The following is a 24,895-nucleotide window of genomic DNA, read 5'->3' as shown; positions in this document are numbered from 1 at the left end:
GTTTGTGGTTCAATGATTACGCTGCTTTTTCGTCAACGTTCAAGTTTGCGTAGAATGCCTCCTCTGCTTCGTTCGGTGTAATGTATCCGATGGCGCTGTGCAGGCGCGTTTTGTTATACCAGTCGACCCACTTGAGAGTTTCCCATTCGACTTGGCCGACCGATTTCCATGGACCGAGAAACTTGATGACCTCGGTCTTGAACAGGCCGATGATGCTTTCGGCCAGGGCGTTATCGTAGCTGTCACCAACGCTGCCCACCGAAGTATCAATCCCAGCCTCGGCCAGCCGTTCGGTGTATCGGATCGACAGGTATTGGCTGCCACGATCGCTGTGGTGGATGAGCTTGTCCGCCTCGGACGGGGCGCGCTGGCAGATGGCCTGGTTCAAGGCATCGAGCACGAAACCGGTGGTCATCGAGGTCGAGACGCGCCAGCCGACGATTTTGCGGGCGAAGACGTCGATGACGAAGGCCACATAGACCATGCCCTGCCAGCTGGAGACATAGGTGAAGTCACTGACCCAGAGCTGGTTCGGCATAGCGGCCACGAAAGCCCGGTTCACCTTGTCGTCCGGGCAAGGTTGTGCCGTATCGGGGTTGGTCGTGGTCACTTTCTTGCCCCGCACAACCCCTTGTAATCCCATAGCCTTCATAAGCCGCTCCACAGTGCAGCGAGCGATATCGTGCCCGCTGCGGCGTAACTGGTGCCAAACCTTGCGCGCGCCGTATCGGCCCCGACTGCCATCGAAGGCCTCTTTTATGGCGGCCATGTCCAGTTGATCCTGCTTAGCCCGATCCGATGCCAGGTCCGGATCACGCTCCACGGCCTTGAGGGCGTAATACGTCGATGGTGCGATCCCCAGAACCCGGCAGATCGGCTCGACACCATGGACACGACGGTGATCGTCGATGAACACGATCATTTGCGAAACGGGCGGTCGAGCTCCGCCGCTGCGAAATATGCGCTGGCCTTCTTCAGGATCTCGTTGGCCTGGCGCAGTTCACGGACCTCACGCTCAAGTTCCTTGATCCGATCCTTCTCGGCAATTGTCAGCCCAGCCCGCTGCCCGGCATCGCGTTCGGCCTGCTGACACCAGACGCGCAGGCTGTCCGGTGAACAGCCAAGCTTCGGCGCAATTGCCTTATAGGCTGCCGTGTCGCTGGCATAGTCAGCACGGTTCTCTCTGAAAAGCCGAACACCACGTTCACGCAGTTCGGCAGGATAGGCGGGGGTATGTCGATTCTTTGTCATAGGGTTCATCCTTTGAGTGTTTTACTCTCCGGTAAACCCAGGGCGGTTCAAAGCGCTGCTTGGTGCTTTCAAACCGGGACTTGGCCGAGGCACGTGCGGCGGAGGCGTTGGTCTCCCCCGAGGCATCGTTGACACCGGTCGCCGTCAGCGCCGCCTCGAGATTGTGGTGAATGGTGCGGAAGGCACCCGCATAGGCGTCGTAGATCTCGATTTGGGCCGGAGTAAGTGCGTGTTCGAGCACGTCATACTCCACGCCATCGAAGCTGAGGGCGCGCGCCGTGTAGAGGCCGAGCGTCTTGAGATCACGCGCGACCACTTCCATGGCGGCAACGCCGCCGGCTTCCATCGCCGACACGAAACTCTCGCGGCTCGGGAAGGGGTATTCGGGTCCCTGCCCCCAGAGCCCCAGCCGCGCGGCATAGGCCAGGTTGTGCACGCTCGTGGCGCCCGTGGCCGAGATGTAGAAGACGCGGGCGCGGGGTGCTGCCAGTTGCAGCCGCAGGCCAGCAAGGCCCTGCTGGGAGGGTTTGACCCCCCTGCCCTGCTCGGACCCGGCCGCGTTCTGCATGGCATGGGCCTCATCGAAGGCAAGAACGCCGTCAAAGTCTTCACCCATCCAGGCGAGGATCTGGCTCAGGCGCGTGGTGCCGCATTTGCCCGCGGACCGCAGCGTGGCGTAGGTGACGAAGATGATACCGTCACCCATAGGGACAGGCTGGTCCGGTTTCCATTTGGAGAGCGGCTGGATGTCAGCTGGCGAGCCGCCAAGATCGGTCCAGTCGCGGATCGCGTCCTCGATGAGCGTGGCGGATTTGGAAACCCAGATCGCCTTCCTGCGCCCGGCAAGCCAGTTCACAAGAATGAGCCCCGCGCATTCGCGCCCCTTGCCGCAACCGGTGCCGTCGCCGAGGAAATAGCCAAGGCGATAGGCACGTGCATCCGGGTCATCATCGGCGCGCGTCAGCTTGGTCTGGTCGTCATCGATGGTAAACTGACCGGGCAGGTCGCGCCCATGGGCGTCATGCGCCATGATGATGGTTTCCAGCTGCGCCTCGGAGAGATGTCCCTCCTCGATCAACCGTGCGGGCAAGCGCAAGTCATCACTGCCCGTGTTTGAGGGCATGGGCGGGGCAACCGAGGCCATGGCGATGCTTTCGACGAGCGGCGTGGGGTGTTCCTGCGCACCCGCAATCTCGATCCGCTGAGGACGGTAGCGCGCATAGATGTCCGAGATGGGCGTGTTGTCGCGAGGGGTCTCAAAGCTTGTGAAGCTGAGCGGACGGACGGCATTGGCCCGGGGTTTGGAGGCGGCAACAGGCGCAGCGCGGCGGTTGCGCGGGGCAGATGATGGAACGGTCGGCTGAGCATGAGGGATCGCCGCTGCCTGTTGTACGGGGCGCATCTCGGGCCGGGTCGCGGCCACGGCGTCGACAAAAGGAAGGGCCTCATCCAGATCGCACACAATGGCGCGGATCATCTCGCCATCCTCCTGCACCTTGTCGAAGACCATCAGCTGGGTTTCGACAGAGGTGCCGAGCTTGCGGTAGACCTGCCCCGGCATCGTCAACGCCAGTCGCGGCGTCAGGAGGCTGCAGGCGCGGGACCAATGCGCGGCATCGCGTTCGGGCGTGAATCCCGGCGGCATGATCGCCACCAGCCGCCCACCGGGCGCCAGGCGCTTTGCTGCCGCGATGAGATGTTTGGCGGCGATGTGCTTGTCTCGGGAGCGATCGACCGAGGAGGCGAAGGGCGGGTTCATCACCACGACGTCGGGTAGAACCGGCGTCTGCAGCAGATCATCGATATGCTCGCCGTCATGGCCTGTGACCTCGCCGCCGAAAACCGCGCGCAGGAGGCGCTGGCGAAAGGGGTCGATTTCATTGAGCACAAGCGTGGCACCGGCCCGGGCAGCGAAAGCGGTCAGGGCACCAGTGCCAGCCGAGGGTTCCAGCACGGTCTCGCCCTTGCGGATCGCCGCCGCCCGTAAGACCAGCGCCGCGAATGCCAGCGGCGTGGAAAACTGCTGGAGCCGGATTTGCTGCTCTGACCGGCGCGTTTCCGTCAGGAGCCGTGAGGCAAGCAGCTTTGCAGCGGCCATGTCACCTGCCGCGCCGTCCCCACGCAGCAGCACCTGGACAGCCGCGGCCTGCATCAGGTCATATGCCATGCGCCAGTCCCAGGCACCGCCGGCATCGCTGCCATGAAACGTCTCGCGCATGATGCGCGCGAGCGCTGAGCTGCGCAGGGGTTGGTGGTCGACCTCCGCGCCGATCTGCGCGATGGCAGAGACGAGATCAGTGTCGGAGATTGGGAATGCCGGGTTTGCCGGATTGGGCTTGGTCATGGGGGTTTCCTTTGGATCAGGGTCTGAGTTCCAAAGGACAAAAAGCCCGCTTCCGTAATGGGGCGGGCCTCTGTCAAGGGTTTCGGGCAAGTCAAAAATCCCGGCGAAGATCTCATTCCTCGCCGAGTTTTAAGACACAAATTCAGAAGCTTACTTTTTCTTTTTCACTGCACCCGCACGTCAGGACTGAAGGACACCCCCTGCACGGGCTTCGCTCTTCCGTCCGTAGTCAGCCTCATGACTGCCACTCTATGCCTGGTCCAAATCTGGTCCTGGGTGCCCATCTTTTACGCGTATTCAGCGTTAGCCGATAACTAGCGGGCTTTCGGCATCTCCAGGAACCCCGTCCCGGCAAGGGACCTCGTCGTACCTGTCGTCAGGTGCAGTGCATTCCTCCGTCCGATCAAGTTCTGGAATTGTATTACTCAGACCGTTGCCGGGGAGCTCTGCGCATGGCGGAATGGTGTGCCGTCTCGCCACATGCGGTGCAAAACAACGCCAATGCGCCGCGCAAGTGCAATCAAAGCCCGTTTCGATCCACGCCGATGGGCCACTCTGAGCGCCCAGGCCTGGAGCCAGTTTGGTGACCCACGGTGCATCAAGATCATCGCCGCTTGATACAAGGCCGTTCGAAGGGCCCGGTCGCCGGCTCGCGTAATTTGCCCGACGATGTCCATCTCTCCGGATTGAGTGCGCTTCGGCGTCAGCCCCACCCACGGACCAACATCCTTCGATCGCGCAAAGCGGGTCGGATCGTCGATCGCGGATTTGACCGTCAGGGCGACGATCCGACCGACGCCCGGCATCGTCATCATCAGACGGCAAACGTCGTCTTGTTTTGCCAGATCCGCGATTGTCGCATCCATTTCAGCCAACTCGGCGCGCAACTGCGCACGCGCGCGCAAAAGGGCCTCTGTCGACACCGACAGGATTTCATTCTGCTCAACCAGTTCCCTCACCCGGGCCTCGTACCTGATCCGGGTGACGTGTCCCAGCTTCAGACCGAAGTTCCGCAAAACACCCCGCATGGAAAGCTCAAGGTTGATGATGGCCTGCTGAACTGACTTGCGCGCTGTCAGCAACGCGCGGATTTCCTGGGAGGACACCGATTTGCGGTGCACGGGCCTGTACCATCCCATTTGAAGCAAGCGCGCAATGCCCTGAGCATCGCGCCGATCGGTTTTGATCGGCATGGCTTTCAAAGCGGCTTTCACCAACCGCGTTTCCATCATGACCACGTCAAAGCCAGCTTCTTCCATTCCCTTGCTCAGCCATTGGGACAAAGGTCCGGCTTCGAGCCCGATCGCATCGATCGAATATGACAATGACGCTATTGCACGTACCAATGCCTCAGGCTCGCTTTCCGCCTGTAATTCTTCAACAATCCTCCCCTGTGGCCCCAGCACACAAATCGCCGTGCTTGCCAGAGATACATCCAGTCCGATAAATACATTCATGTCGTTGCCCTTCTATTCTTAGGAATTGAGGCGCATGGAAACATACGACCTCGTAGACGCGCTGCAGGCGCATCAAGGGCAACGGCACTCCACATCATGCTGTCAAGCAAGCGAAACGTGCTCGATTCGCCGATAGCCCCATTACGGCATCTTTCGCTTTTCAGGGGATCCGGCCCAAAAGCTATTAAGAAGGGCGGGCCGTCAACGCAATCCGCCCTCCTCAGCAACAAAGAGAAAGCCACGCAGCAAAACCGCCGAACTTGTTGATCAATAAAGCCGACATTGAGGCGGCGGGCGGCGACCGGCCGCTAGGAGCCCAACCTGACCGATGCTGCACACCGTTTGGATGTCGGCTTAACCTTCCAGTACTGGCCTTGCGGCCACCCGCACATCCCTGAGCGGGTGGCTGGTTTCTTGCATCACTCGCTACGAACGATCTCGCTGTAGTCACCACGCAATTGCAGGATCACGGTGATGTCAGCATCATCACGGTTTCGCCAGAACCAGCCGTGATCCCCCGCGAAGGGGGTCTCAAAACTGCCGTCACCTGATGTTTGGCCGCGACCTCTGTCGTAGGTCACTTCCTCACCATCTGCATGAGCGTGAAGATCGAAGTTGATCCGCCCGCCTGTAGCGACCCACGAGTAGTTCATAGTGGCACCTTCCTCCATCGTGGCCTTGATCTCGGTGGATGCGCCGGGCGCGAGGGTAAATGTGATCTCGTCCTGCCAGGCCTCTTGTGCGTGCGCTGCCCCGACGAATAGGCCGAAGATATCATTCATCAGAGATGAGCTGTCATCGTTGCCATGAAGCGCTTCGTCCGCCGCCGCTTCTGCGGCAAGCTGCTGCTTGATTTCGCCCATTTCCGTAAGGCCAAGGATGCTCCCTACGCCTGTGGGGTCGGCGCCGTATTCGGCGGGCAGGTAGACCATAACGCCTATGGCGACTGCCGTCAGGCTGGCAATGATGGTGGACCGGCGTAATTGGGTGGGGGTCGGCAGGTCTTCGATGTTGGGTTTCGGTGCGTTGTTCATTTTTCTTTCCAATCTCTATGTGCTGGCGATGTAGCCTGCGATCTGCTGGTAGGTGAGCAGAAGGCCAAGGCCGACCATGATGATGTTCGCGACAGAAGCCTGACGCATGAAGTTGGGGCTGCGACGCCAGTACCCCATCACGATAAGGATCACGAAGAGCGCCAAAAGCTGACCCACCTCGACGCCCACGTTGAAGGCCAGAAGGTTCGCGAGCAGCCCGTCTTCGGACAATTGATAATCCAGGATTTTTGACGCAAGGCCGGTGCCATGGAACAGACCGAAGATCAGGGTTGCGGCCTTGGTGTTTGGCTGAAACCCGAGCCATTTCTGATAGAGGCCAAGGTTGTCGAGCGCCTTGTAGACAACCGACAGGCCGATGATGGCGTCGATGATATAGGCGTTGATGCCCCAGCCAAACCAGACGCCCGCAATCATGGTGACGGAGTGGCCGACGGCAAAGATGCTGACATAAATCGCCACGTCTTTCATATGGTATAGGAAGAAGACGACGCCGAGCAGGAACAGGATATGGTCATATCCCGTAATCATGTGCTTTGCGCCCAGATAGATGAACGAGATGATATGCACCCCGAAAATCTCCTGGATATAGCCCGCGTCACCGGGGGTCACGGCATGGGCGTAAGCCGAGGTCGCGAAAGCGATCAGTATCAGCACGATAGTGGTAAATAGGATCAGGGTCTGCCGCAAAGCATGCGACGGGTGCCCTGACCGATAGGATCGGTTGGGTTTCATTTTGATTTTCCGTTTATTGAGTTTGATGGAGGACAGCGCCGGATAGGCGCGACATCACACTCGTGGCGGTCGATCTAAATCGTGAGCGCTGCGGTCGGACGCTGCAATTTCAATCAGAGACCAAGTGGTGCTTGAAGGCGCAACGAAACCCAAGCCGCGTCTGGGGGATAGATAGGCGGTGTTGTGGTCGTGATCGGCCATCTCATGGGCATGGCCTTGGAAAATGTGCAGAATATCCACGATATCATCATGGGAATGGCCATGGTCTTCGATCTCGGCCTGATGCTCGGCCAGGAGTTCTGCGAACTCGGCAAATTCATGCAGCTCGCTCTGCGCATAAGACGACACCATGATCCCGACCGCCAAAGCGATGGTCATTGCATAGCGCAGGACTGAGTTCACCTGTCGTTTCATGTGCCCGTTTCTGCAGGTCTTGGCCCGCTTGCTCTATCCCCCCAGGGGGGATACCGTCTGTTTATGACAAAACACACGCCCCATGCAACCCACCCCAATATTATCAAGCGGCTGAAACGTGCCAACGGCCATCTTCTCAGCGTGATCGAGATGATCGAGGCGGAGCGCCCGTGCACCGACATCGCGCAGCAACTCCATGCTGTCGAGAAGGCCATCACGCAGGCCAAGCGCACCCTGATTCAGGATCATATCGACCATTGCCTTGATGCTGCAATGGCCGGTGCGGGCAGGGACGGCGCGCCCGCAACAGCAGAGTTCAAGGCGATCACCAAGTACTTATGAGGAAGGCCCATGCTCTCTGTCCTGGCTGATCGCACTTACCGGCATCTCTTCCTTGCACAGATCGTGGCCCTGCTTGGGACAGGTCTTGCAACAATCGCTCTGGGGCTTTTGGCCTATGATCTGTCAGGCGAACGCGCAGGGCTGGTGTTGGGCACGATCTTCACCATCAAAATGGTGGCGTATGTCGGAATTGCGCCCATCGCTGGGGCCTTCGCCAATCGGTGGCCGCGCCGCACGATGCTGGTCAGCCTCGACTTGGTCCGCGCCGCTGTGGCGCTGTGCCTGCCATTCGTAACCGAGGTTTGGCAGGCCTACATCCTGATCTTTGTGCTGCAATCCGCATCTGCCGCGTTCACGCCGACGTTTCAGGCGACCATCCCCGACATCCTGCCAGAGGAAGACCGGTATACTCGGGCTCTGTCGCTCTCACGGCTGGCCTACGACCTTGAGAACATCATCAGCCCGATGTTAGCCGCAATCCTGCTGACCTTCGTGAGCTATCATGCGTTGTTCTTCGGCACCGTGATCGGATTCGTTGGCTCGGCTTTTCTGGTCGTGTCGGTTCTGCTGCCCAGCCCGCAACCAACCGCGCATCGGGGCATCTATGATCGCACCACGCGCGGGATGCGGATATACCTCGCCACACCGCGCCTGCGCGGGCTGTTGTCGCTCAACCTCGCAGCGGCAGCAGCGGGTTCTATGGTGTTGGTCAACACCGTGGTGCTGGTCCGCGCCGATCTGGGGCTTGGGGATGCGCAAGTCGCCATTGCTCTTGGTGCATTCGGTGGCGGGTCAATGCTGGCCGCCCTTTTGCTTCCCCGACTTCTGGACAACTTCCTCGACCGCCCGGTGATGATCGGCGGTGCGGCAGTGCTGGTTATCTCGCTGCTCAGTCTGTCGCTGATCTCACTGATCTACTACACGCAGTGGCTCCCACTGCTTGCGGGATGGTTCGTTATCGGGATCGGCTATTCTGTCGTGCTGACCCCATCAGGGCGGCTACTCAAACGATCCGCACACGCTGAAGACAGACCCGCCGTCTACGCTGCTCAGTTTGCTTTATCACACTCCTGCTGGCTGGTGACATACCCGCTTGCAGGCTGGCTGATTACCATCACGGGACCCACAACGGCCTTTACATTCTTGGCATTGCTCGCAGCCATTGGGATAATTTGTGGGGTCTTACTTTGGGCGCGTGACGATACTGGAACTTTCGAACATGTTCATGATGATCTTCCAGAAGATCACCCGCATGTTCGCGGCGGCCGATCACACAGCCACTGAACTGGCCCCCCTTTCGACCGGACACTCAGGCATAACCATGGAGGCTTAGGGATAGCCCTAAGCACGTGCTTATGTCTGACTATGAAATCATCACCGATGGCGGCCGCCGACGTCGCTGGTCGTCATCCGAGAAGCTGCGGATTGTGGAGGAAACGTTGGACGAGACCGCCAGCATCTCGGTCGTTGCGCGCCGGAATGGCGTGGCGCCCAACCTGTTGTATCGTTGGCGGCGTCTAATGCTGGAAGGGGGAGCCGTGGCCGTGTCAGGAGACGATGACGTCACAAGCAATCGCGCTGTCCGGCAGATGGAGGATCGCATTCGCGAGCTGGAGCGCCAACTGGGACGCAAGACCCTCGAAGTCGAGATCCTGAAGGAGGCGCTCGACAAGTCACGCTCAAAAAAACTGACGTGGCTTGCGCAGTCGCAGCCGAAGGACGGTTCCCGATGAGCGTCGTGGCCGAGACCCTGGGCGTCTCCAGATCGAACCTGCACGCCCGGGTGACAGGAAGCGCGAAGCCGCGTCGGCGCTATCACAAAGCGCAAGATGCGGCGGTGGTGCCGCTCATCACTGCACTCGTGGCGGCGCGACCGACCTACGGATATCGTCGCATCACGGCCATCCTGAACCGGCAATTACGCACCGCGGGCGCAGCGCCTGTTAACCACAAACGCGTCTACCGGATCATGCGGGCCCAGAACCTGCTGCTGGCACGCCACTACACCGAGCGGCCTGACCGCGCGCATAACGGCAAGATCGTGACCATGCGATCGAACCTTCGCTGGTGCAGTGATGGCTTCGAGTTCACCTGCTGGAACGGCGACATCATTCGTGGCGCATTCATCATCGATGCCCACGACCGAGAAATCATCGCCTGGTGCGTCGTCGTGAACGCGGGCATCAGTGGCTCCGACGTGCGAGACATGATGCTGGCGGCGGTGGAGGCGCGGTTCGGCGGCTATCGCGCGCCGCACCAAGTCGAGATGCTCAGCGACAATGGCTCGCCCTACATCGCCAAGGACACACGCATCTTCGCCCGCCAGCTGGGCCTGAAACCCTGCTATACGCCGGTGAAGAGCCCCCAGAGCAATGGAATATCAGAGGCATTCGTCAACACCCTGAAGCGGGATTACGTGAATGTCACGCCGCTGCCAGACGCCGTCACCGTCCTTGGATTGATTGCCGGGTGGTTCGAAGACTACAATGAAAACCACCCGCACTCGGGGCTGAAGATGCGCTCACCACGCGAGTTCATCGCAGCTCAAACCGCAACCGCCTGAGTGTCCGGTGAAACGGGGGCAAGATCAGCCACCCAATTGTTATTGATGATTATCATCAGCATTGGCCGAGCATACGATAAGCACACCGTAGCCTTTGATAGAGATATGGATCAGCTTTAGCGATGTGGTCGAAGCGGTCACTCGCTAATGAGTCGAAACACCTTTTGCGATAGCGATATGGTGTGCTCTGTGGTGGTCCCCCGTCGCCATCAGACCAAAAAAACCAAGTGACCTTATCTGAGAGACATCGCCGTCTTCGGGGTCGGTCACGGTCCAAGTGATCGATCGTTCGTTGGAAACGACTATCGATGACCAACCGGTTTCACTCGCAAGGACGGGACCATGCGCGGGGACCATGCGGGATGCGGCTCCCCCCGGACGGCCCGACCGCGATATTGTCATTCGAAGGCCATTCGGTATCTCTTCTGTTTCAACGCTCGCGCCCAGAATTAGCTGGGTCATGTCGACCAAGTGAACGCGCAAGGCGTCGATATCAACGCGCTCCCAATCGGTGTCCGGGTCTTGCGCCAAAATTTTCACGATCTCGCTAATTGCGGCAAAAGAGGCATCGCCCGGTTCCGTTGGCATGGTCGTGGTCGAATGCATGCTTCCATGATTTTGATGATCACTGTGCTGGGCTGACGTCGTACTCGCCGTCGCAAGCGTCCAAGTCAGGATAAGGCAAGGGAGATACAGAACTTTCACAGGAGTTTCCTTTCTTGGTTGGGATGATAGGTAGCGTCGAGCGCTCTATGCGAATATGATTATGGTCATGTCGACTGTCGATTTTTTTGCTGAACTGAGCCATAATTGCGCACCGGCCAAAGCAAGGCGGGTGATGCTGAACGCTGGTGAAGTCCTATTTCGCCAAGGAGAAACGAGCCCGGGTTTCATGAAGGTGCATGAAGGCCGGATTGATCTGGTCAGGTGGTCCGAGACGGGGCGTTCGATACGCATTCACGCGGCAGGGCAGGGCGAAACCTTCGCTGAAGCATCCCTTTTTGCTGAAACCTGCCATTGCGACGCTGTCGCACGCACACCAGCCGCAGTCGATCTATTGCCTCGGAAGGCCGTTCTGGATGCTTTGGCGACGTCACCTGACCTCGCACAGCGCTTTGCTGCTTATTTGTCAAAGTCGCTGATGCAGTCCCGACGATTGCTCGAACTGAGGGCAACCAAGCCTTTGACCGAGGGCATTATCGCGAGGCTCATTGAGGTGGTGGATGAGAATGATGATTTGCCCGAAGACGTTCCGCTTCTTTCATTGGCGCAGGATCTGGATGTGACGGCACCTGCACTTTACCGGGCACTCGCCAGACTTGAGAAACAAGGGCGGGTGATTAGGCCGGCGCGCGGACGTGTGCGCCTCGTCTCATAGCGGCTTATTCCTGTAATACGAACCTGGCGGTCAACGCATGTCAATTGCTTTGGCTGTCCTGCGCGGTGACTTGCACTTGGTGGTCGCGCTCACGATCGGGCCATTGGGTTTTGATCCATGCCAGCACGTCTCGAAGCTCATCTTCTGAGTACATTTCACCAAAACCAGGCATGTTGCTTTCATATCCATTTCCGACCACGGCTGCAGTGCCCAAAGCGGTGATTTGAAGCAGCAATCGATCTGGATGGTGCCATGTGTGACCGGTTTCGTCATGCGGTGGTGCAGGTAGACGTCCATCTGGTCCCGGTGATCTCCAATTCGGTTGCCCTTCTAGATTTGCGCCATGACATGAAGCACATGCCTCCGCATAGACCGCTTCACCGCGCGCAAGGTTCGGCAGATAGTCTCCACTGGTTACAGAGGTCTGCGGACCTGCGTCAAAGAAAAAGAATGCAACCATACCCGCCAGTGCAGTCGCGATTCCGATTGAGACGACCAGCTTCACAATTTGATACTCCGCAGTCTCAGCGAGTTACCGATTACGGATACCGACGACAGGCTCATTGCCGCCGCTGCAATCATGGGTGACAGAAGCACGCCAAAAACCGGGAACAGGATGCCCGCTGCAATCGGGACGCCCGCCGTGTTGTAGATGAAAGCGAAAAACAGGTTCTGGCGGATATTGCGCATCGTGGCTTGCGCCAGAACCCGCGCACGCACGATGCCGCCGAGGTCGCCCTTCAGCAGGGTGACGCCAGCGCTCTCCACCGCAACATCCGCGCCAGTGCCCATTGCGATGCCGACATCCGCCGCCGCAAGGGCGGGCGCGTCATTCACGCCGTCGCCAGCCATAGCGACCGAATATCCCTTCGCTTTCAGTTCCGCGATCAGATCCGCCTTGTCTTCGGGCGAGACCTCGGCACGCACTTCATCGATCGAGAGGTCTCGGGCGACGGCGTCTGCGGTGCCTTGACTGTCTCCTGTCGCCATGATGATCTTGAGACCGGCTGCATGCAGATCACGAATGGCCGCAGGTGTCGTGTCTTTGATCCGGTCGGCAACTGCGACAATCCCGGCAAGTTTAGCGTCTGCAGCCAGGAGCATGGCGGTTTTTCCGCTGTTCTGGAACGCGGCCAGTTGATCTTTGACAGCAGAAATGTCGACGCCGAGGCCTTGCATCAGTGCCGTGTTGCCAAGGGCGACTTCGGTTTCGTCAATTCTGCCGCGGACACCTTTGCCAGTGACCGCACTGAAATCCGCTAGGTCCAGCTTCCCGGCCCCGCGCTCCCCGGCACCTTTCAGGATAGCCTCGGCAAGAGGGTGCTCTGAGCCGCGTTCAAGAGCTGCCGCATACCCCAACACCTCTTTCTCTGTCTTATCGCCCAAGGCGACAACATCCGTCAGAGTCGGCCTTCCTTCCGTCAACGTGCCTGTCTTGTCGAGCACGAGAACATCCACCTTTGCAAATCGTTCCAGCGCCTCTGCGTCTCGGATCAGGACACCTGCCTGAGCGCCCCGTCCAGTTGCCACCATAATCGACATCGGTGTGGCTAGCCCGAGGGCACAGGGGCAAGCGATGATCAGAACGCTGACGGCAGCCACAACCGCATAGCCGAGTGCTGGTGTTGGGCCGATGACCATCCAGACAACGAAAGCCAGCACTGCAATACCGATGACGATCGGCACGAAGTAGCCTGCCACCCGGTCTGCCATCGCCTGGATTGGCGCACGCGAACGCTGAGCACTCGCAACCATTGCAACGATCCTTGAAAGTACTGTATCGCTGCCCACGGCCTCCGCTGTCATCACGAACGAACCGGTCTTGTTGAGAGTGCCGCCCGTGACCGCGTCTCCCGCAGCCTTCTCGACCGGGACAGGTTCCCCGGTGAGCATGCTTTCATCTACTGATGATCGGCCTTCGTATACAATTCCATCCACGGGCACAGCTTCACCGGGCCGCACCCGTAGCTTGTCGCCTTTGACCACGTCATCAAGTGCTACATCTTCGTCGCCAGCATCCGTCACGCGTCGCGCCGTCTTGGGAGCCAAATCCATGAGTGCGCGGATCGCGTCACCGGTCCGTTCTCTGGCCGTCAGCTCCATCACCTGCCCGACCAAGACAAGGATAAGGATCACGGCCGCAGCCTCGAAGTAGAGTGGCGGACCGTGATCGCCCAATAGACTGGCAGGGAAAATACCCGGTGCGAGGAGAGAAACGAGGCTGAAGGCATAGGCGGCACCCGTGCCAATCGCGATCAGCGTCCACATGTTGAGATTGCCGGTCACGATCGACGACCAGCCACGCTTGAAGAATGGGAGCGCGATCCAGAGGACAACCGGTGAAGCGAGCAGGAACTGAAGCCAGCGGACGGTTTCAGCGCCGAACCACCCAGCCCACGGAATGCCGATCATCCCGCCCATTTCAAGCGCGAGGACGGCCAGCGCCAATGGTCCTCCGATCCAGAGCCTGCGTCGAAAGTCGACCAATTCGGGGTTTGGTCCTGCATCAGCTGTGGGCATCATCGGCTCGAGTGCCATGCCGCATATCGGACAGTCACCCGGCCCTTCCTGAACGATCTGAGGGTCCATTGGGCAGGTATACATGGTGCCTTCCGGCATCGGCTCACTCTCGGCACGATCCCCCAGATAGTCGTTGGGAGCTTCATCGAACTTGTGCTGGCAGCGTTCCGAGCAGAAATAGAATCGATCACCCGCATGTTTTGACAGAAACTGCGCTGTCGCCCGCGTGACGGTCATCCCACAAACGGGATCGGTCGCCTCGATATACGCCTCAGGATCTTTGACGAACTTATCCCTGCATCCGTCGTGGCAGAAATGATAGACATGCCCATCATGCTCCAGACGCGGTTTGTCCGCGTCCGCGTCGACTGTCATTCCGCATACGGGATCGCGCGTGATGATTTTCTCGGCGAGTGCTGTCTCCGACATGCTCAGGTCCTCCATAGGCTCAACATAGTCCTTCCAGTGACTGGAAGGTCAAGGCCGCCTCATCGCCCATCTATTTCCGGCGTCGCGGGCGGTCCTCCCTGAAGGTCAGCGATCAAGGCATTCATTTCCGCAATCTCGAGGCGTTGCGCTTCAACGATGTCTTGGGCAAGTCGCTGCACTCGTGGGTCAGAGATTTCCGCGCGCTCACTGGTCAAGATCGCAATGGAGTGGTGCGGAATCATCGCCCGCATCCAAGACACATCCTGAACGGTTGTTTGTGATCGCAGTAAGAAGAGCGATACGGCAAAGACAACCACGCTCGATCCGATGATGGCATAGTTGAACGCTTTCTTTTTATACATGCCCCACATGAAAAGCAGCATTATGACTGCCATCACCGCACCCATATAAAGCGCCATATACGCCCGTGTTTCGCTGAACTGGATGTGTCCCAACGCATATGTATTCAGATACATTAACCCGAACATTACGACCGTCGATGTGACGATCATTGAAATGAATCTCGTATAGCTCATTTTTCATTCTCCAAACTGCAGCCTTTGGAAACAAACAACATTCCTGCGATGGAAGGTTCCGAACAAAAAAGGAAAACTATAGCAGGTTGGATACGGCAGACTTTGAAAAGCGTTTCGTGTGAACGATCAATCAGCTTTTATTTGCAGAGCCTTAGCGTTTGCAGATCTTCGCTGATCAGCTCGTTCACGCCGATCTGACTTGCATTTCGGTCTTGAACACTGGATGACCTCTGCATGACATGGCTGAATGAAAGATTCGGGATCGGGTCGGCTTTGCGACCGATGGGGCTTTTGCTCCTGATCTTGGTGTTCGTTTTTCAGCTCATATCGCCTTCTGCACATGCCGCTGCCTCTATGTTCGATAGCCAGGCGCACCACCAGGTCATGTCGGGTACAGAGAGTGACTGTCCGATGCACTTGGCAAAGATGGCGAACACTGCCGAAACCGCCCAAGAAAATGGTGTGTCACAGGAGAAGTGCGCGCACTGCGTGCCTTCAACGTGCTGCTTTCACATGACGTTCCCGTCATCGGAACCCCTCGCTGCGGGCATGCTTTTGCCCGATGCCACATTGCTGGATCGCGGCAGGCTTATAACTTCCAGCGTCAGCTCCTCAAAAGATCGACCCCCAAGACACTTCTGATTGATTTCCGAACCGTGGCCGCATCCTGCGACTGCGCGACTGCAATTGATTAGAAACAGTTCCGTTGTCGGAACTGGGGTCGAGGCAACAATGCGTGGACGATATTCAGCCCTGAGCATTCTGGCGCTTGCCGCCGGGGTTGCTGGTGGCATCTATCTGGAAAGACTGTACTTCAATCCTTCGGACATGGCCGGATCGACAGGGCCAGAAATCCTCTATTGGGTTGCGCCGATGGATGCCAATTTCCGGCAGCCGGGTCCCGGCAAATCCCCCATGGGAATGGATTTGGTGCCAGTTTTTGCAGGTGAGGAGCCCTCCGGCGATCCATCCGAGGTGACGCTTTCAGCGGCCGAGATCAATGCGATCGGTGTCCGCACCGCGATTGCGCAGACCGCCGAGATTTCGCAGCGGATCGAGACGGTGGGTTTCGTGGGCTATGACGAACACCTGACAAGCCATGTGCATACCCGCGTCGAGGGCTGGATCGAGGCGTTGAACGTCCGCGCCGTCGGAGATCCGGTGCGCAAGGGCGACGTCCTATTCGAAATGTTCTCGCCCCAGATCGGCTCTGCCAGCAGCGATCTGGTGCGCGCGGTTGAAGATGGCGACCCCCGCATCCTCGAAGCCGCCCGCAGCAGTTTGCGGAGCCTCGGCATGTCGGACGACCAGATCGCCCGGATCGAAGCCGAAGGTGTGCTTGCGCGCAACATTGAGGTTTTGGCCCCGCAGGACGGGGTGGTCATCTCCCTCGAGGCAGCAGATGGGATGTTCCTGCAACCTGGTGTTCGCGCCGTCTCTTTGACCGACCTCAGTGCCGTCTGGCTGATCGTCGATGTGTTCGAGCGCGACATCGCCCGCATGACCGAAGATATGCGTGCCGTCGCGCGGTTCGAGCACTTGCACGGACGCACCTTCGAGGGCGTGGTCGATTACGTCTATCCCGAGCTTGATGCCGAGACCCGCACGCTGCCCGTGCGCCTGCGGTTCGACAATTCCGAAGGGCTGCTCAGGCCCAACATGTTCGGCAATGTCAGCTTGATCCCGAACGAGACCCGCATGGCGCTGACGGTTCCGACCGAGGCGATCATTCGCACAGGCGCTGCCGAACGCGTCATTTTGAAAACCGGAGAGGGCACGTTCAAGCCCCGCCTGATCACAACGGGCTTGCGGGACAATTTTGGCGGAGGCGGCCGGACGGAAGTCGTGCAGGGCCTTGCCCCCGGTGAAGAAGTCGTGGCCTCCGCTCAGTTTTTGATCGACAGCGAGAGCGCTTTGAGCGCTGGTCTGATGCGAATGGCACCGACGGATGAGGCTCCTGCGCGCGGGACAGGCGAGTTGATTGCGCTCGATATCGAAAACCGCAGCGCCACGATCAGACATGCGGCACTGGACGCGCTGGATTGGCCTGCGATGACATCGCGTTTTCCGTTGCGCGCCGATGTTCCGCTGGGCCGGTTGGAACCGGGTCTGCAGGTGGCGTTCCGCGCGGCACGCGGCGCGGACGGGTTGCTCAGCCTGATCGAGCTTGGCAGCGACGATGGAATTGCCGCAACAGGCACAGGAACTGTCATGGCCGTTACGGCGGATGGCAAACTGACACTATCTCATGATCCGATCCCGGAATTGGGGTGGCCTTCAATGCAGATGGACATGCCAGTTGCAGGGTTCGACGTTGCAGAGGTGCCGCTCGATCAGCCCGTCGAGTTTGATTTGTCCAAAGGGGAGGATGGGCTCTTCACAATCGTCGCCGTGAGAGGCGACGGAATGATGAGCGACAACGAGATGAACATGTCTGAGCCGATGGAAGCGGCAACAGACGATGCTGCGGCCTCGCCGATTGTGGTGTCTGGAACGATCGAGAGCGTTGATCCAGAGACCCGCATGGCCACGATCGCGCACGGACCAATTGTCGAGATCGGGATGCCCGGCATGACCATGGGCTTCGCCTTGGAGGCGGCGCTTGATCCTGCCGCGTTGATTACCGGGCAGGAGATGACCCTGACCTTCGCCCGCCCGGATGGTATGACAATGATCCTTGCTTCAGCCGAACCCATTGCCCCACCGATGGAAGTGCCAGGCACGATCAATGCCATCGATACCGCGGCGGGTGTGGCAAACATCACCCACGGCCCGATGATGGAGATCGGGATGCCGGGGATGACGATGGATTTTGCCATTGATCCGTCAGTTGATGTGTCGCGCCTGCCGGAGGGAGACGAGATCACGCTTCTGCTCAAGCGCAACGCGGACTTCTCATTGACGCTTGTTGGCGTGGCTGCGGCCCCCGAGGTGATTCAATGATCCCGGCCATCATTCGTGCCTCCATCGCGAACCGCGTGATCATTCTGGCTCTTGCGGTGATGATGGCCGTTGCGGGTATCTGGGCAATTCGGGAAACCCCCGTAGACGCGATTCCTGACCTGTCGGATGTACAGGTGATCGTCAAAACGCCCTATCCCGGTCAAGCGCCGCAGGTGGTCGAGGACCAGATCACCTATCCCATTGCAACCGCCATGCTTGCCGTGCCGGGGGCCAGCGACGTGCGCGGGTTTTCGTTCTTCGGCGACAGCTATGTCTATGTGGTGTTCGAGGACGGAACCGATCTCTACTGGGCGCGCACGCGGGTGCTGGAATACCTTGGCCAGATCGCTGCCGATCTGCCTGAAGGTGTCTCACCCCAGCTTGGACCGGACGCGACGGGCGTAGGTTGGATCTACCAATACGCGCTCATCGACCGCACCGGCGGCCATGATCTGGCCGAGTTGCGCACGCTTCAGGACTGGTTCCTGAAGTACGAGCTGCAAACTGTCGACGGCGTGTCCGAGGTCGCCACCATCGGTGGCATGGTCAAACAATACCAAGTCGTCGTCGATCCCAACAAACTGCGCGCCTATGATGTAACGCTTGCCCAGATCCGCAACGCTATCCAGGGCGCGAACCGCGAGACAGGCGGTAGCGTGATCGAGATGGGCGAGGCCGAATTCATGGTCCGCTCCACGGGTTATGTCGACGAACTGGCCGATCTGGCCAAAGCGCCTTTGATGGTAAATGCGCGCGGTGCGGCAATCACTTTGGCCGATGTCGCCGACATTCGCCTTGGCCCCGAGATGCGACGGGGTGTGGGCGAGTTCAACGGAGAGGGTGACGCCGTCGGCGGCGTGGTGATCCTGCGCTGGGGCGGCAATGCGCTGGCCACGATCAAGGCCGTGGAAACCCGCATCGAAGAGCTACGATCCAGCCTGCCCGAAGGTGTCGAGATCGTCACCACTTACAACCGCGCGGGCGTGATCGAGCGTGCGATCGAGAACCTGCAAAAGAAACTGACTGAAGAATTCATCGTCGTCATTTTGGTCTGTGCCGCCTTTCTTTTACACATCCGGTCGTCGCTGGTGATCCTGCTGTCGCTCCCGCTTGGCATCTTTGCGGCCTTTATCATCATGAAGCTGCAAGGGGTGAACGCCAATATCATGTCGCTGGGCGGCATCGCCATTGCCATCGGCGCCATGGTGGACGCCGCGATCGTCATGATCGAGGCGATGCACCGGCGGATCGAAAAGGAGAAACTGACGAACGAAAATCGTTGGCGCATCGTCAGTGAATGTGCCTCAGAGGTTGGGCCCGCCCTATTCTATTCGCTTGCGATCATCACGGTCAGCTTCCTGCCGGTGTTCGTGCTGGAAAGCCAGGAGGGGCGGCTTTTCAAACCGCTCGCCTTCACCAAGACCTACGCAATGGCCGCTGCTGCAATCCTGTCGATCACGCTGGTGCCGGTGTTGATGGGATACTTCGTGCGCGGGCGCATTCTGCCTGAACGAAAGAACCCGCTGAACCGGATCGTCATCTGGATTTACCGCCCGTTTTTGGACGCCGCTGTGGCGTGGCCATGGGCCACGACGGTGCTGGCGGGCGCACTTGTCGCCTCGATGATGTGGCCGCTTCAGCGTATCGGAACCGAATTCATGCCCGAACTGAACGAGGGCGATTTCCTCTATATGCCATCGCTCTATCCCGGTGTGTCTATCGGCAAGGCGCGCGAGGTCTTGCAACAGACGGACCGCCTGATTGCGACGGTGCCCGAGGTTCTGACCGTGCATGGCAAGCTGGGCCGGGCGGACACCGCCACCGATCCCGCGCCGTTGACGATGATCGAGACCACCATTCAGTTGAAGCCCGAGGACGAGTGGCGCCCCGGCATGACGATGGAGATGATCCGCAACGAGCTTGATCGTGTGGTACAGATCCCCGGCGTTACCAATGTCTGGATTCAACCGATCAAGAACCGGATCGACATGCTGGCGACCGGCATAAAGACACCCGTGGGCGTCAAGATATCCGGCGCAGACCTCAGTGTGATCGAACAGATCGGGATCGAGGTAGAGCGCGTGGTGGCCAATATTGATGGTACGGCATCGGCCTACGCTGAACGCCCCATTGGCGGGCGTTTTGTTGAGATCAACGTGGATCGCGATGCCGCTGCCCGCTACATGATGTCTGTCCGCGACATTCAGGATGTTGTGCAGACTGCCATAGGCGGAATGCAGGTATCTGAATCCGTCGAGGGTCTTGAGCGTTTCCCGATTAACCTGCGCTACCCGCAGGAATGGCGCAACAGCCCCGAACGGCTGCGCGATCTGCCGGTGGTGACGCCCTCGGGTGCGCACATTCCGCTCGGCAGTCTGGCGGAAATCAAAGTCGTCGATGGACCTGCCATGATCCGCTCTGAGAACGCCCGACGCACCGGATTTGTCTTTATTGACATCGCGGGGCGTGATTTGGGTGGTTATGTCAACGAAGCTCGTGCGCTCGTCGCCGATCAGGTCACACTACCAACGGGTTATTCGATCACGTGGTCCGGGCAGTACGAATACATCGAACGCATGCAGGAACGGCTCAAGCTCGTAGCTCCGGCGACACTTCTAATTATCACCCTGATGCTGTTCATGGCCTTCAATCGGGTAATCGAGGTGGGGATTATCCTTGCCGCCCTCCCGGTCGCCCTGGCCGGGGGCGTCTGGTTCCTATGGTATCTCAGCTTCGATATTTCGGTCGCTGTTCTGGTGGGCTTTATCGCGCTGGCTGGCGTGGCGGTCGAAACGGCCATCGTGATGCTGCTCTATCTCAATCTGGCATGGGAAAAACGCAAGAAAGAAGCCGCGACTGAGCGGCGCGAAATGACCTCGCTAGATGTGGAAGAGGTTGTTTTTGAAGGCGCGCTCCTACGCGTCCGTCCCAAAGTCATGACAGTCGCAACCATATTCGCAGCACTGATTCCGATCATGTACGGCACCGGAACCGGGTCCGAGATCATGCAGCGGATCGCGGCTCCGATGATCGGTGGCATGGCGACCGCGACCCTTCTGACGCTCTTTGTCATTCCGTCGATCTTCGTGATCTGGAAAAGGCTGGCCCTGAAACGGGTCAACAGAGAATTGCTGCAACCAGCTCAAGAACCCGCAGCACCTGTACCGGCGGAATAGGACCTGCCAATCAAAACCCAACCTGAAAGGACTACCCATGAAAACTCTCCCTCTTGCCCTCTCCGTTCTCGTTCTGAGCGCGCCACTGGCGTTTGCGCAAATGAACCACTCGGACATGGACCATTCGAACATGCCGATGAGTGACGAAATGATGGAAGGTGCCGTACATACCAAGGCCGTGGTGAATTCCATCGGCGAAGGCACTGCCAATGTCAGTCACGAACCCATCCCTGAAATCGGCTGGCCCGCCATGACGATGGATTTGGCGATGATGCCCGACGCGGAAATGATGGGCGATATTGCGGCTGGAGATTCCGTCACGCTGATGCTGATCAAGGGCGACGACGGCATGTATGCAATTGGCGCGATGATGCCTGAATAAGGCGGCGACGGCTGGCCGGAGACCTGGTTTCCGGTCAGCGTTTTTCAAATCCAGGCTCAGGAGCAAAATATGAAACCTGCCGTTTACTTTGCCGCGATCGCGGCACTTTCGCTGGCGTTCGCATCTCCAAGCGCAGATGCGCATTCCAAGAAAGAGGCAACGGAGCCAGCGGATGGGGCCGTTCTGGAGACGTCTCCGCCGACAATTTCAATGCGCTTTGACATGCCAATGCGCGTCACTCTGATCTCTCTCACCGATCAGGATGGAGCTTCGCATGATGTGACGCGCAGCGACAATATGCAGCCTGTCAGTGAATTCAGTGCCGCGCCGCCAGCGTTGCCAGCAGGTCAGTACAAGGTCGAGTGGCGGGGACTGGCAACCGATGGTCATCCAATGCAAGGGACGTTCAGTTTTGAAATCTCGAATTGAGAGCCGATGCTGAGCGCGCTCGCTTCAGCTGACTTGGTCACTTGGCTGTCCATTTGCGTAAAGGCGCTTGTCTACGCGACGGCCTTGATCGCAATGGGCAGCATATTGAGTATTTTAATGCTCCGCCGTCTTCCCGCACCCGAGGTGCAAACGCTGCGCCGGTTGTCGGTCTTCTGCGCCATTGGGGCAGCCCTTTTGTCTCTGTTGCGACTTCCGCTGCGTGCGAGTTTCCTGATGGGCGGCACATGGCAGGGCGCAACTGATCCGATGATGCTGACGATGGTTTCGGAAAGCCCCCTGGGCTCCAGCATCGTTTTGCGGCTTGTCGGACTGGCTTTGATTTGTGCGATCCTGCTGCCCGCACGCCAAGGGCGACCGCTCGCGGTCTTCGGCGTCCTTGTCGTGGCGGCATCTTTCGTGTTTCGCGGCCATGCGCTGGAAGAACCACGCTTTTTGCTTGCCGCACTCATCTCGCTCCATATCCTGGGCTTGGCGTTCTGGATTGGGGCCTTCACGCCGCTCTACCGCCTTTCGGGGGCGGACACGGCCAGTGTCGCCGGGCAGGTCAGCCACGATTTTGGCCGGATTGCCGTCTGGGTCGTTGGTGCGTTGACCTTGGCGGGGGGAGTTACCCTATGGCTGCTAACTGGCAACGTACTGGATGCGTTTTTTACCTCCTACGGGCAGTTTTTTGCAATCAAGCTGGGCGTTTTTCTCGGCATCATTGGCTTTGCCGCATGGAACAAGTTGCGGCTTACGCCTGCCTTGCTCCGGCAAGAGCCGGGTGCCAGCGCGCATCTGCGTCGGAGCATTCAAATGGAATCGGTGCTTGTGGCACTGATCCTTGTGACAACAGCAATCCTGACAACGATAAGCGCGCCCGAAGCGACAAACCAAATCGGGAGTGCGGCCGCCAGCGGTCAGACCACAGAAACGAACAGAGGGGGTTTCTTATGAAAACGATCACACGTCGGAGGTTTGGAGGTGGGATGGTTGCGGCATTGGCGGCAACTGGCTTTCGTCCGACAGCTCTACAGGCTGGAACGCCGCCAGACCTGATCGCGCGTGAAGGCGTGCTTCAACTTGCGCCCGCGAACTACCCTGAAACACAGGTGTGGGGCTACAACGGAGCGGTTCCGGGTCCTATGATCAGGCTGCCGCAAGGCGCCCGAATGACGCGCCGATTTCAAAATGAACTCCCGCAGCCGAGCACCATCCACTGGCATGGGATCCGCCTCGACAACGCGATGGATGGCGTCCCCGGTCTGACACAAGACGTCGTCGAACCTGGAGCGACATTTCTCTATGACTTCGTTGTGCCAGATGCCGGAACTTATTGGTATCATCCCCACAATCGGTCTTATGAGCAGATGGCGCGGGGGCTATCCGGGGCGCTGGTCGTCGAAGAGGCCGGGGGAGGCCCCGAAGTCGATAACGATGAGGTGCTTTTAATTGATGACTGGCGTCTGGCGGAGGATGCCCAGATCGCGGGCGGTTTCGGTGATATGCACGATTGGGCGCATGCCGGTCGGATCGGGAACTGGATCACTGTGAACGGATTGGGTGACTGGCGGAAACCTGTTCAGCAGCACAGTCGTCATCGTTGGCGCCTTGTGAACACCGCAAATGCGCGGATTTTCTCGCTTGAGGCTCAGGGCCTTGGGGGCTGGATCATTGCGTTGGACGGCATGCCGCTTGATGCACCACAACCGTTGGATCGCCTGACACTGGCACCGGCACAACGGGCGGATATCATTGTTGACGTGACAGCGAGCGTTGGCGAGGAAGCTTTCCTTGTGAGTTTCGAGCGTGACGGCGGTTATGCAATCGCAACATTTGATGTCACAGCGATCGCCCGATCCGAACGTCTGGACGCTCCGTCACCACTGCCACCCAACCCGGTGCCGCAGCTTGGCCCTTTGGAGACTGCCAGAAAGGCAGCCCTTCTGATGGAAGGCGGGGCCATGGGACGTATGGGTGGTGCCATGATGGGCGGACAGATGATGGGCATGCGCGAGATGGCCGGAGCCGGTAAAGTCTGGGCCTTCAACGGCATGGCCGACATGCCGGATGAGCCTTTGGTTGCGGCTGATCGGGGCGAAACCGTTCGGATCGACATCACCAACGATACGGCCTGGCCCCACGCGATGCATCTTCATGGTCACCATTTCCGCCAGATCGGCTCGAATGGGACGGCAGGTCCGCTTCGTGACACGCTTCTTATGGACCGAGGCGAGACCGCGCAGATCGCATTTGTTGCCGACAATCCCGGAGATTGGCTTTTGCATTGCCACATGCTGGAGCATTCTGCAGGCGGAATGATGACATGGCTGCGCGTGGCGTGAACCACGTAGCGCCAGAATAAAACACCAAAGGAGAAATCCAATGAACCGTAGAAACTTCCTAATGATCGCCGCTGGCTCAGCACTTGCCGCTGGTCCGGTCTTTGCCGCAACGCCAAGCATGAAAGTGCTCAAATCCCCGACTTGCGGATGCTGCTCGGCATGGATCGCCCACGTTGAATCCGCCGGGATTGACGTCGATGCGCAAGACATCACGCAAGATGCCTTGTGGGCCGCCAAGGACAATGCAGGGATAACACCCGAGCTTAGCTCCTGTCACACAGGGTTCATAGAAGGGTACGTCATCGAGGGCCATGTCCCGGCGGCTGACATCCAACGCCTGTTGGCTGAGCGTCCAGATGCCGTTGGCCTGACCGTTCCCGGAATGCCGATCGGCTCGCCCGGCATGGAGATGGGGGACCAGCGCGATGCTTTCGAAACGCTACTTGTATTGCATGGTGGAGAGACCATTGTGTTTGAGCGCCATTCGTAGGTCTAACCACCTAAGTCACGTGCTTTGATCGCCACTTCACATGGCGTGGCGGTCAGCTATGTGACAGAAGTTTGGATTATGGCTCGAAGTCGGAACGATGAGCAGACTC

21 protein-coding genes and 1 other annotated feature are annotated in these 24,895 nt (G+C 58.9%); of the genes, 11 read left to right on the top strand and 10 right to left on the bottom strand.

The features are described from left to right. Positions 1–16: 16 nt before the first annotated feature. The 6 genes from LOKVESSMR4R_RS00525 to LOKVESSMR4R_RS00500 all read right to left on the bottom strand — a co-directional run bounded on the left by LOKVESSMR4R_RS00525 (position 17) and on the right by LOKVESSMR4R_RS00500 (position 7,253). Positions 17–1,251 (bottom strand): IS3 family transposase gene (locus tag LOKVESSMR4R_RS00525; RefSeq protein ID WP_420645897.1). Its coding sequence is split into 2 segments (ribosomal slippage): positions 17–954 and positions 954–1,251, totalling 1,236 coding nucleotides; the frame shifts between segments, so codons are not numbered across the junction. Continuing rightward, positions 848–964 (bottom strand) — a sequence feature (AL1L pseudoknot). (Overlaps the previous gene by 117 nt.) After that, the gene (locus tag LOKVESSMR4R_RS00520; protein WP_237331868.1) at positions 1,205–3,595 is read right to left on the bottom strand and encodes a strawberry notch-like NTP hydrolase domain-containing protein; all 2,391 of its coding nucleotides are present in this window, start codon (positions 3,593–3,595) and stop codon (positions 1,205–1,207) included. The genes LOKVESSMR4R_RS00525 and LOKVESSMR4R_RS00520 overlap by 47 nt, the downstream gene beginning before the upstream one ends. Positions 3,596–4,020: 425 nt before the next feature. Further along, positions 4,021–5,052, bottom strand: a complete 1,032-nt coding sequence (locus tag LOKVESSMR4R_RS00515) for an IS110 family transposase (RefSeq protein ID WP_087205760.1) — start codon at positions 5,050–5,052, stop codon at positions 4,021–4,023. Between the two features lie 419 nt (positions 5,053–5,471). After that, positions 5,472–6,086 carry a transmembrane anchor protein gene (locus tag LOKVESSMR4R_RS00510; RefSeq protein ID WP_087205757.1) on the bottom strand — a complete coding sequence of 205 codons (615 nt, stop codon included), beginning with the start codon at positions 6,084–6,086 and terminating at the stop codon, positions 5,472–5,474. 15 nt (positions 6,087–6,101) lie between these two features. Beyond that, positions 6,102–6,839, bottom strand: coding sequence for a HupE/UreJ family protein (locus tag LOKVESSMR4R_RS00505; RefSeq protein WP_087205756.1), 738 nt, complete (start codon positions 6,837–6,839; stop codon positions 6,102–6,104). Between the two features lie 54 nt (positions 6,840–6,893). After that, a complete protein-coding gene (locus tag LOKVESSMR4R_RS00500) occupies positions 6,894–7,253 on the bottom strand; it encodes a hypothetical protein (RefSeq protein ID WP_157898089.1) in 360 nt (119 codons plus the stop codon). A 63-nt stretch (positions 7,254–7,316) separates the two neighbouring features. On the opposite strand from LOKVESSMR4R_RS00500, the gene LOKVESSMR4R_RS00495 reads away from it, so the two are divergent. The 3 genes from LOKVESSMR4R_RS00495 to LOKVESSMR4R_RS00485 all read left to right on the top strand — a co-directional run bounded on the left by LOKVESSMR4R_RS00495 (position 7,317) and on the right by LOKVESSMR4R_RS00485 (position 10,158). Next, positions 7,317–7,595, top strand: coding sequence for a metal-sensing transcriptional repressor (locus LOKVESSMR4R_RS00495; RefSeq protein WP_087205752.1), 279 nt, complete (start codon positions 7,317–7,319; stop codon positions 7,593–7,595). 9 nt (positions 7,596–7,604) lie between these two features. Continuing rightward, positions 7,605–8,879 carry an MFS transporter gene (locus LOKVESSMR4R_RS00490; protein WP_087205750.1) on the top strand — a complete coding sequence of 425 codons (1,275 nt, stop codon included), beginning with the start codon at positions 7,605–7,607 and terminating at the stop codon, positions 8,877–8,879. Positions 8,880–8,950: 71 nt separating this feature from the next. Continuing rightward, positions 8,951–10,158, top strand: a protein-coding gene (locus tag LOKVESSMR4R_RS00485) for an IS3 family transposase (protein ID WP_237331867.1) whose coding sequence is annotated in 2 segments (ribosomal slippage) — positions 8,951–9,275 and positions 9,275–10,158 — 1,209 coding nt in all. Because the reading frame shifts where the segments join, the coding sequence is not laid out codon by codon here. Between the two features lie 144 nt (positions 10,159–10,302). On the opposite strand, the gene LOKVESSMR4R_RS00480 is transcribed toward LOKVESSMR4R_RS00485, so the two are convergent. After that, entirely contained in the window at positions 10,303–10,863 is a 561-nt protein-coding gene (locus LOKVESSMR4R_RS00480) for a hypothetical protein (RefSeq protein ID WP_157898088.1), read from the bottom strand. Positions 10,864–10,930: 67 nt separating this feature from the next. On the opposite strand from LOKVESSMR4R_RS00480, the gene LOKVESSMR4R_RS00475 reads away from it, so the two are divergent. Then, on the top strand, positions 10,931–11,536 hold the full coding sequence (locus LOKVESSMR4R_RS00475; RefSeq protein ID WP_157898087.1) for a Crp/Fnr family transcriptional regulator: 606 nt from the start codon (positions 10,931–10,933) through the stop codon (positions 11,534–11,536). A 40-nt stretch (positions 11,537–11,576) separates the two neighbouring features. Here LOKVESSMR4R_RS00475 and LOKVESSMR4R_RS00470 read toward each other — a convergent pair whose 3' ends face one another. The 3 genes from LOKVESSMR4R_RS00470 to LOKVESSMR4R_RS00460 are packed head-to-tail and all read right to left on the bottom strand — an operon-like array spanning position 11,577 to position 15,021. Next, the gene (locus LOKVESSMR4R_RS00470; protein ID WP_087205742.1) at positions 11,577–11,996 is read right to left on the bottom strand and encodes a c-type cytochrome; all 420 of its coding nucleotides are present in this window, start codon (positions 11,994–11,996) and stop codon (positions 11,577–11,579) included. A gap of 41 nt (positions 11,997–12,037) precedes the next feature. After that, the gene (locus LOKVESSMR4R_RS00465) at positions 12,038–14,485 is read right to left on the bottom strand and encodes a heavy metal translocating P-type ATPase (protein ID WP_087212281.1); all 2,448 of its coding nucleotides are present in this window, start codon (positions 14,483–14,485) and stop codon (positions 12,038–12,040) included. Positions 14,486–14,544: 59 nt separating this feature from the next. Continuing rightward, complete coding sequence (locus LOKVESSMR4R_RS00460) at positions 14,545–15,021, bottom strand: DUF305 domain-containing protein (RefSeq protein WP_087205740.1); 477 nt, start codon at positions 15,019–15,021, stop codon at positions 14,545–14,547. 732 nt (positions 15,022–15,753) lie between these two features. On the opposite strand from LOKVESSMR4R_RS00460, the gene LOKVESSMR4R_RS00450 reads away from it, so the two are divergent. From LOKVESSMR4R_RS00450 to LOKVESSMR4R_RS00420, 7 genes are all read left to right on the top strand, one after another. Next, a complete protein-coding gene (locus LOKVESSMR4R_RS00450; protein ID WP_087205735.1) occupies positions 15,754–17,964 on the top strand; it encodes an efflux RND transporter periplasmic adaptor subunit in 2,211 nt (736 codons plus the stop codon). Beyond that, positions 17,961–21,140, top strand: a complete 3,180-nt coding sequence (locus tag LOKVESSMR4R_RS00445; RefSeq protein WP_087205733.1) for an efflux RND transporter permease subunit — start codon at positions 17,961–17,963, stop codon at positions 21,138–21,140. Before LOKVESSMR4R_RS00450 ends, LOKVESSMR4R_RS00445 begins: the two co-directional genes overlap by 4 nt. A gap of 37 nt (positions 21,141–21,177) precedes the next feature. After that, positions 21,178–21,522 (top strand): copper-binding protein, encoded by a 345-nt coding sequence (locus tag LOKVESSMR4R_RS00440; protein ID WP_087205731.1) that lies wholly within the window; start codon positions 21,178–21,180, stop codon positions 21,520–21,522. Between the two features lie 69 nt (positions 21,523–21,591). Continuing rightward, positions 21,592–21,951, top strand: coding sequence for a copper resistance CopC family protein (locus LOKVESSMR4R_RS00435; RefSeq protein WP_087205730.1), 360 nt, complete (start codon positions 21,592–21,594; stop codon positions 21,949–21,951). 6 nt (positions 21,952–21,957) lie between these two features. Continuing rightward, positions 21,958–22,908, top strand: coding sequence for a copper resistance D family protein (locus LOKVESSMR4R_RS00430; RefSeq protein ID WP_087205728.1), 951 nt, complete (start codon positions 21,958–21,960; stop codon positions 22,906–22,908). Next, the gene (locus LOKVESSMR4R_RS00425) at positions 22,905–24,296 is read left to right on the top strand and encodes a multicopper oxidase family protein (protein ID WP_087205726.1); all 1,392 of its coding nucleotides are present in this window, start codon (positions 22,905–22,907) and stop codon (positions 24,294–24,296) included. The genes LOKVESSMR4R_RS00430 and LOKVESSMR4R_RS00425 overlap by 4 nt, the downstream gene beginning before the upstream one ends. Before the next feature lie 40 nt (positions 24,297–24,336). Then, complete coding sequence (locus tag LOKVESSMR4R_RS00420; RefSeq protein ID WP_087205724.1) at positions 24,337–24,786, top strand: DUF411 domain-containing protein; 450 nt, start codon at positions 24,337–24,339, stop codon at positions 24,784–24,786. The last annotated feature ends 109 nt before the right edge of the window (positions 24,787–24,895 follow it).

This window comes from Yoonia vestfoldensis (assembly GCF_002158905.1).
Taxonomy (GTDB): Bacteria; Pseudomonadota; Alphaproteobacteria; order Rhodobacterales; family Rhodobacteraceae; genus Yoonia; species Yoonia vestfoldensis_B.
Note: the sequence above shows the minus strand (reverse complement) of the source record. Positions and strands in the feature narration are given on the sequence as shown.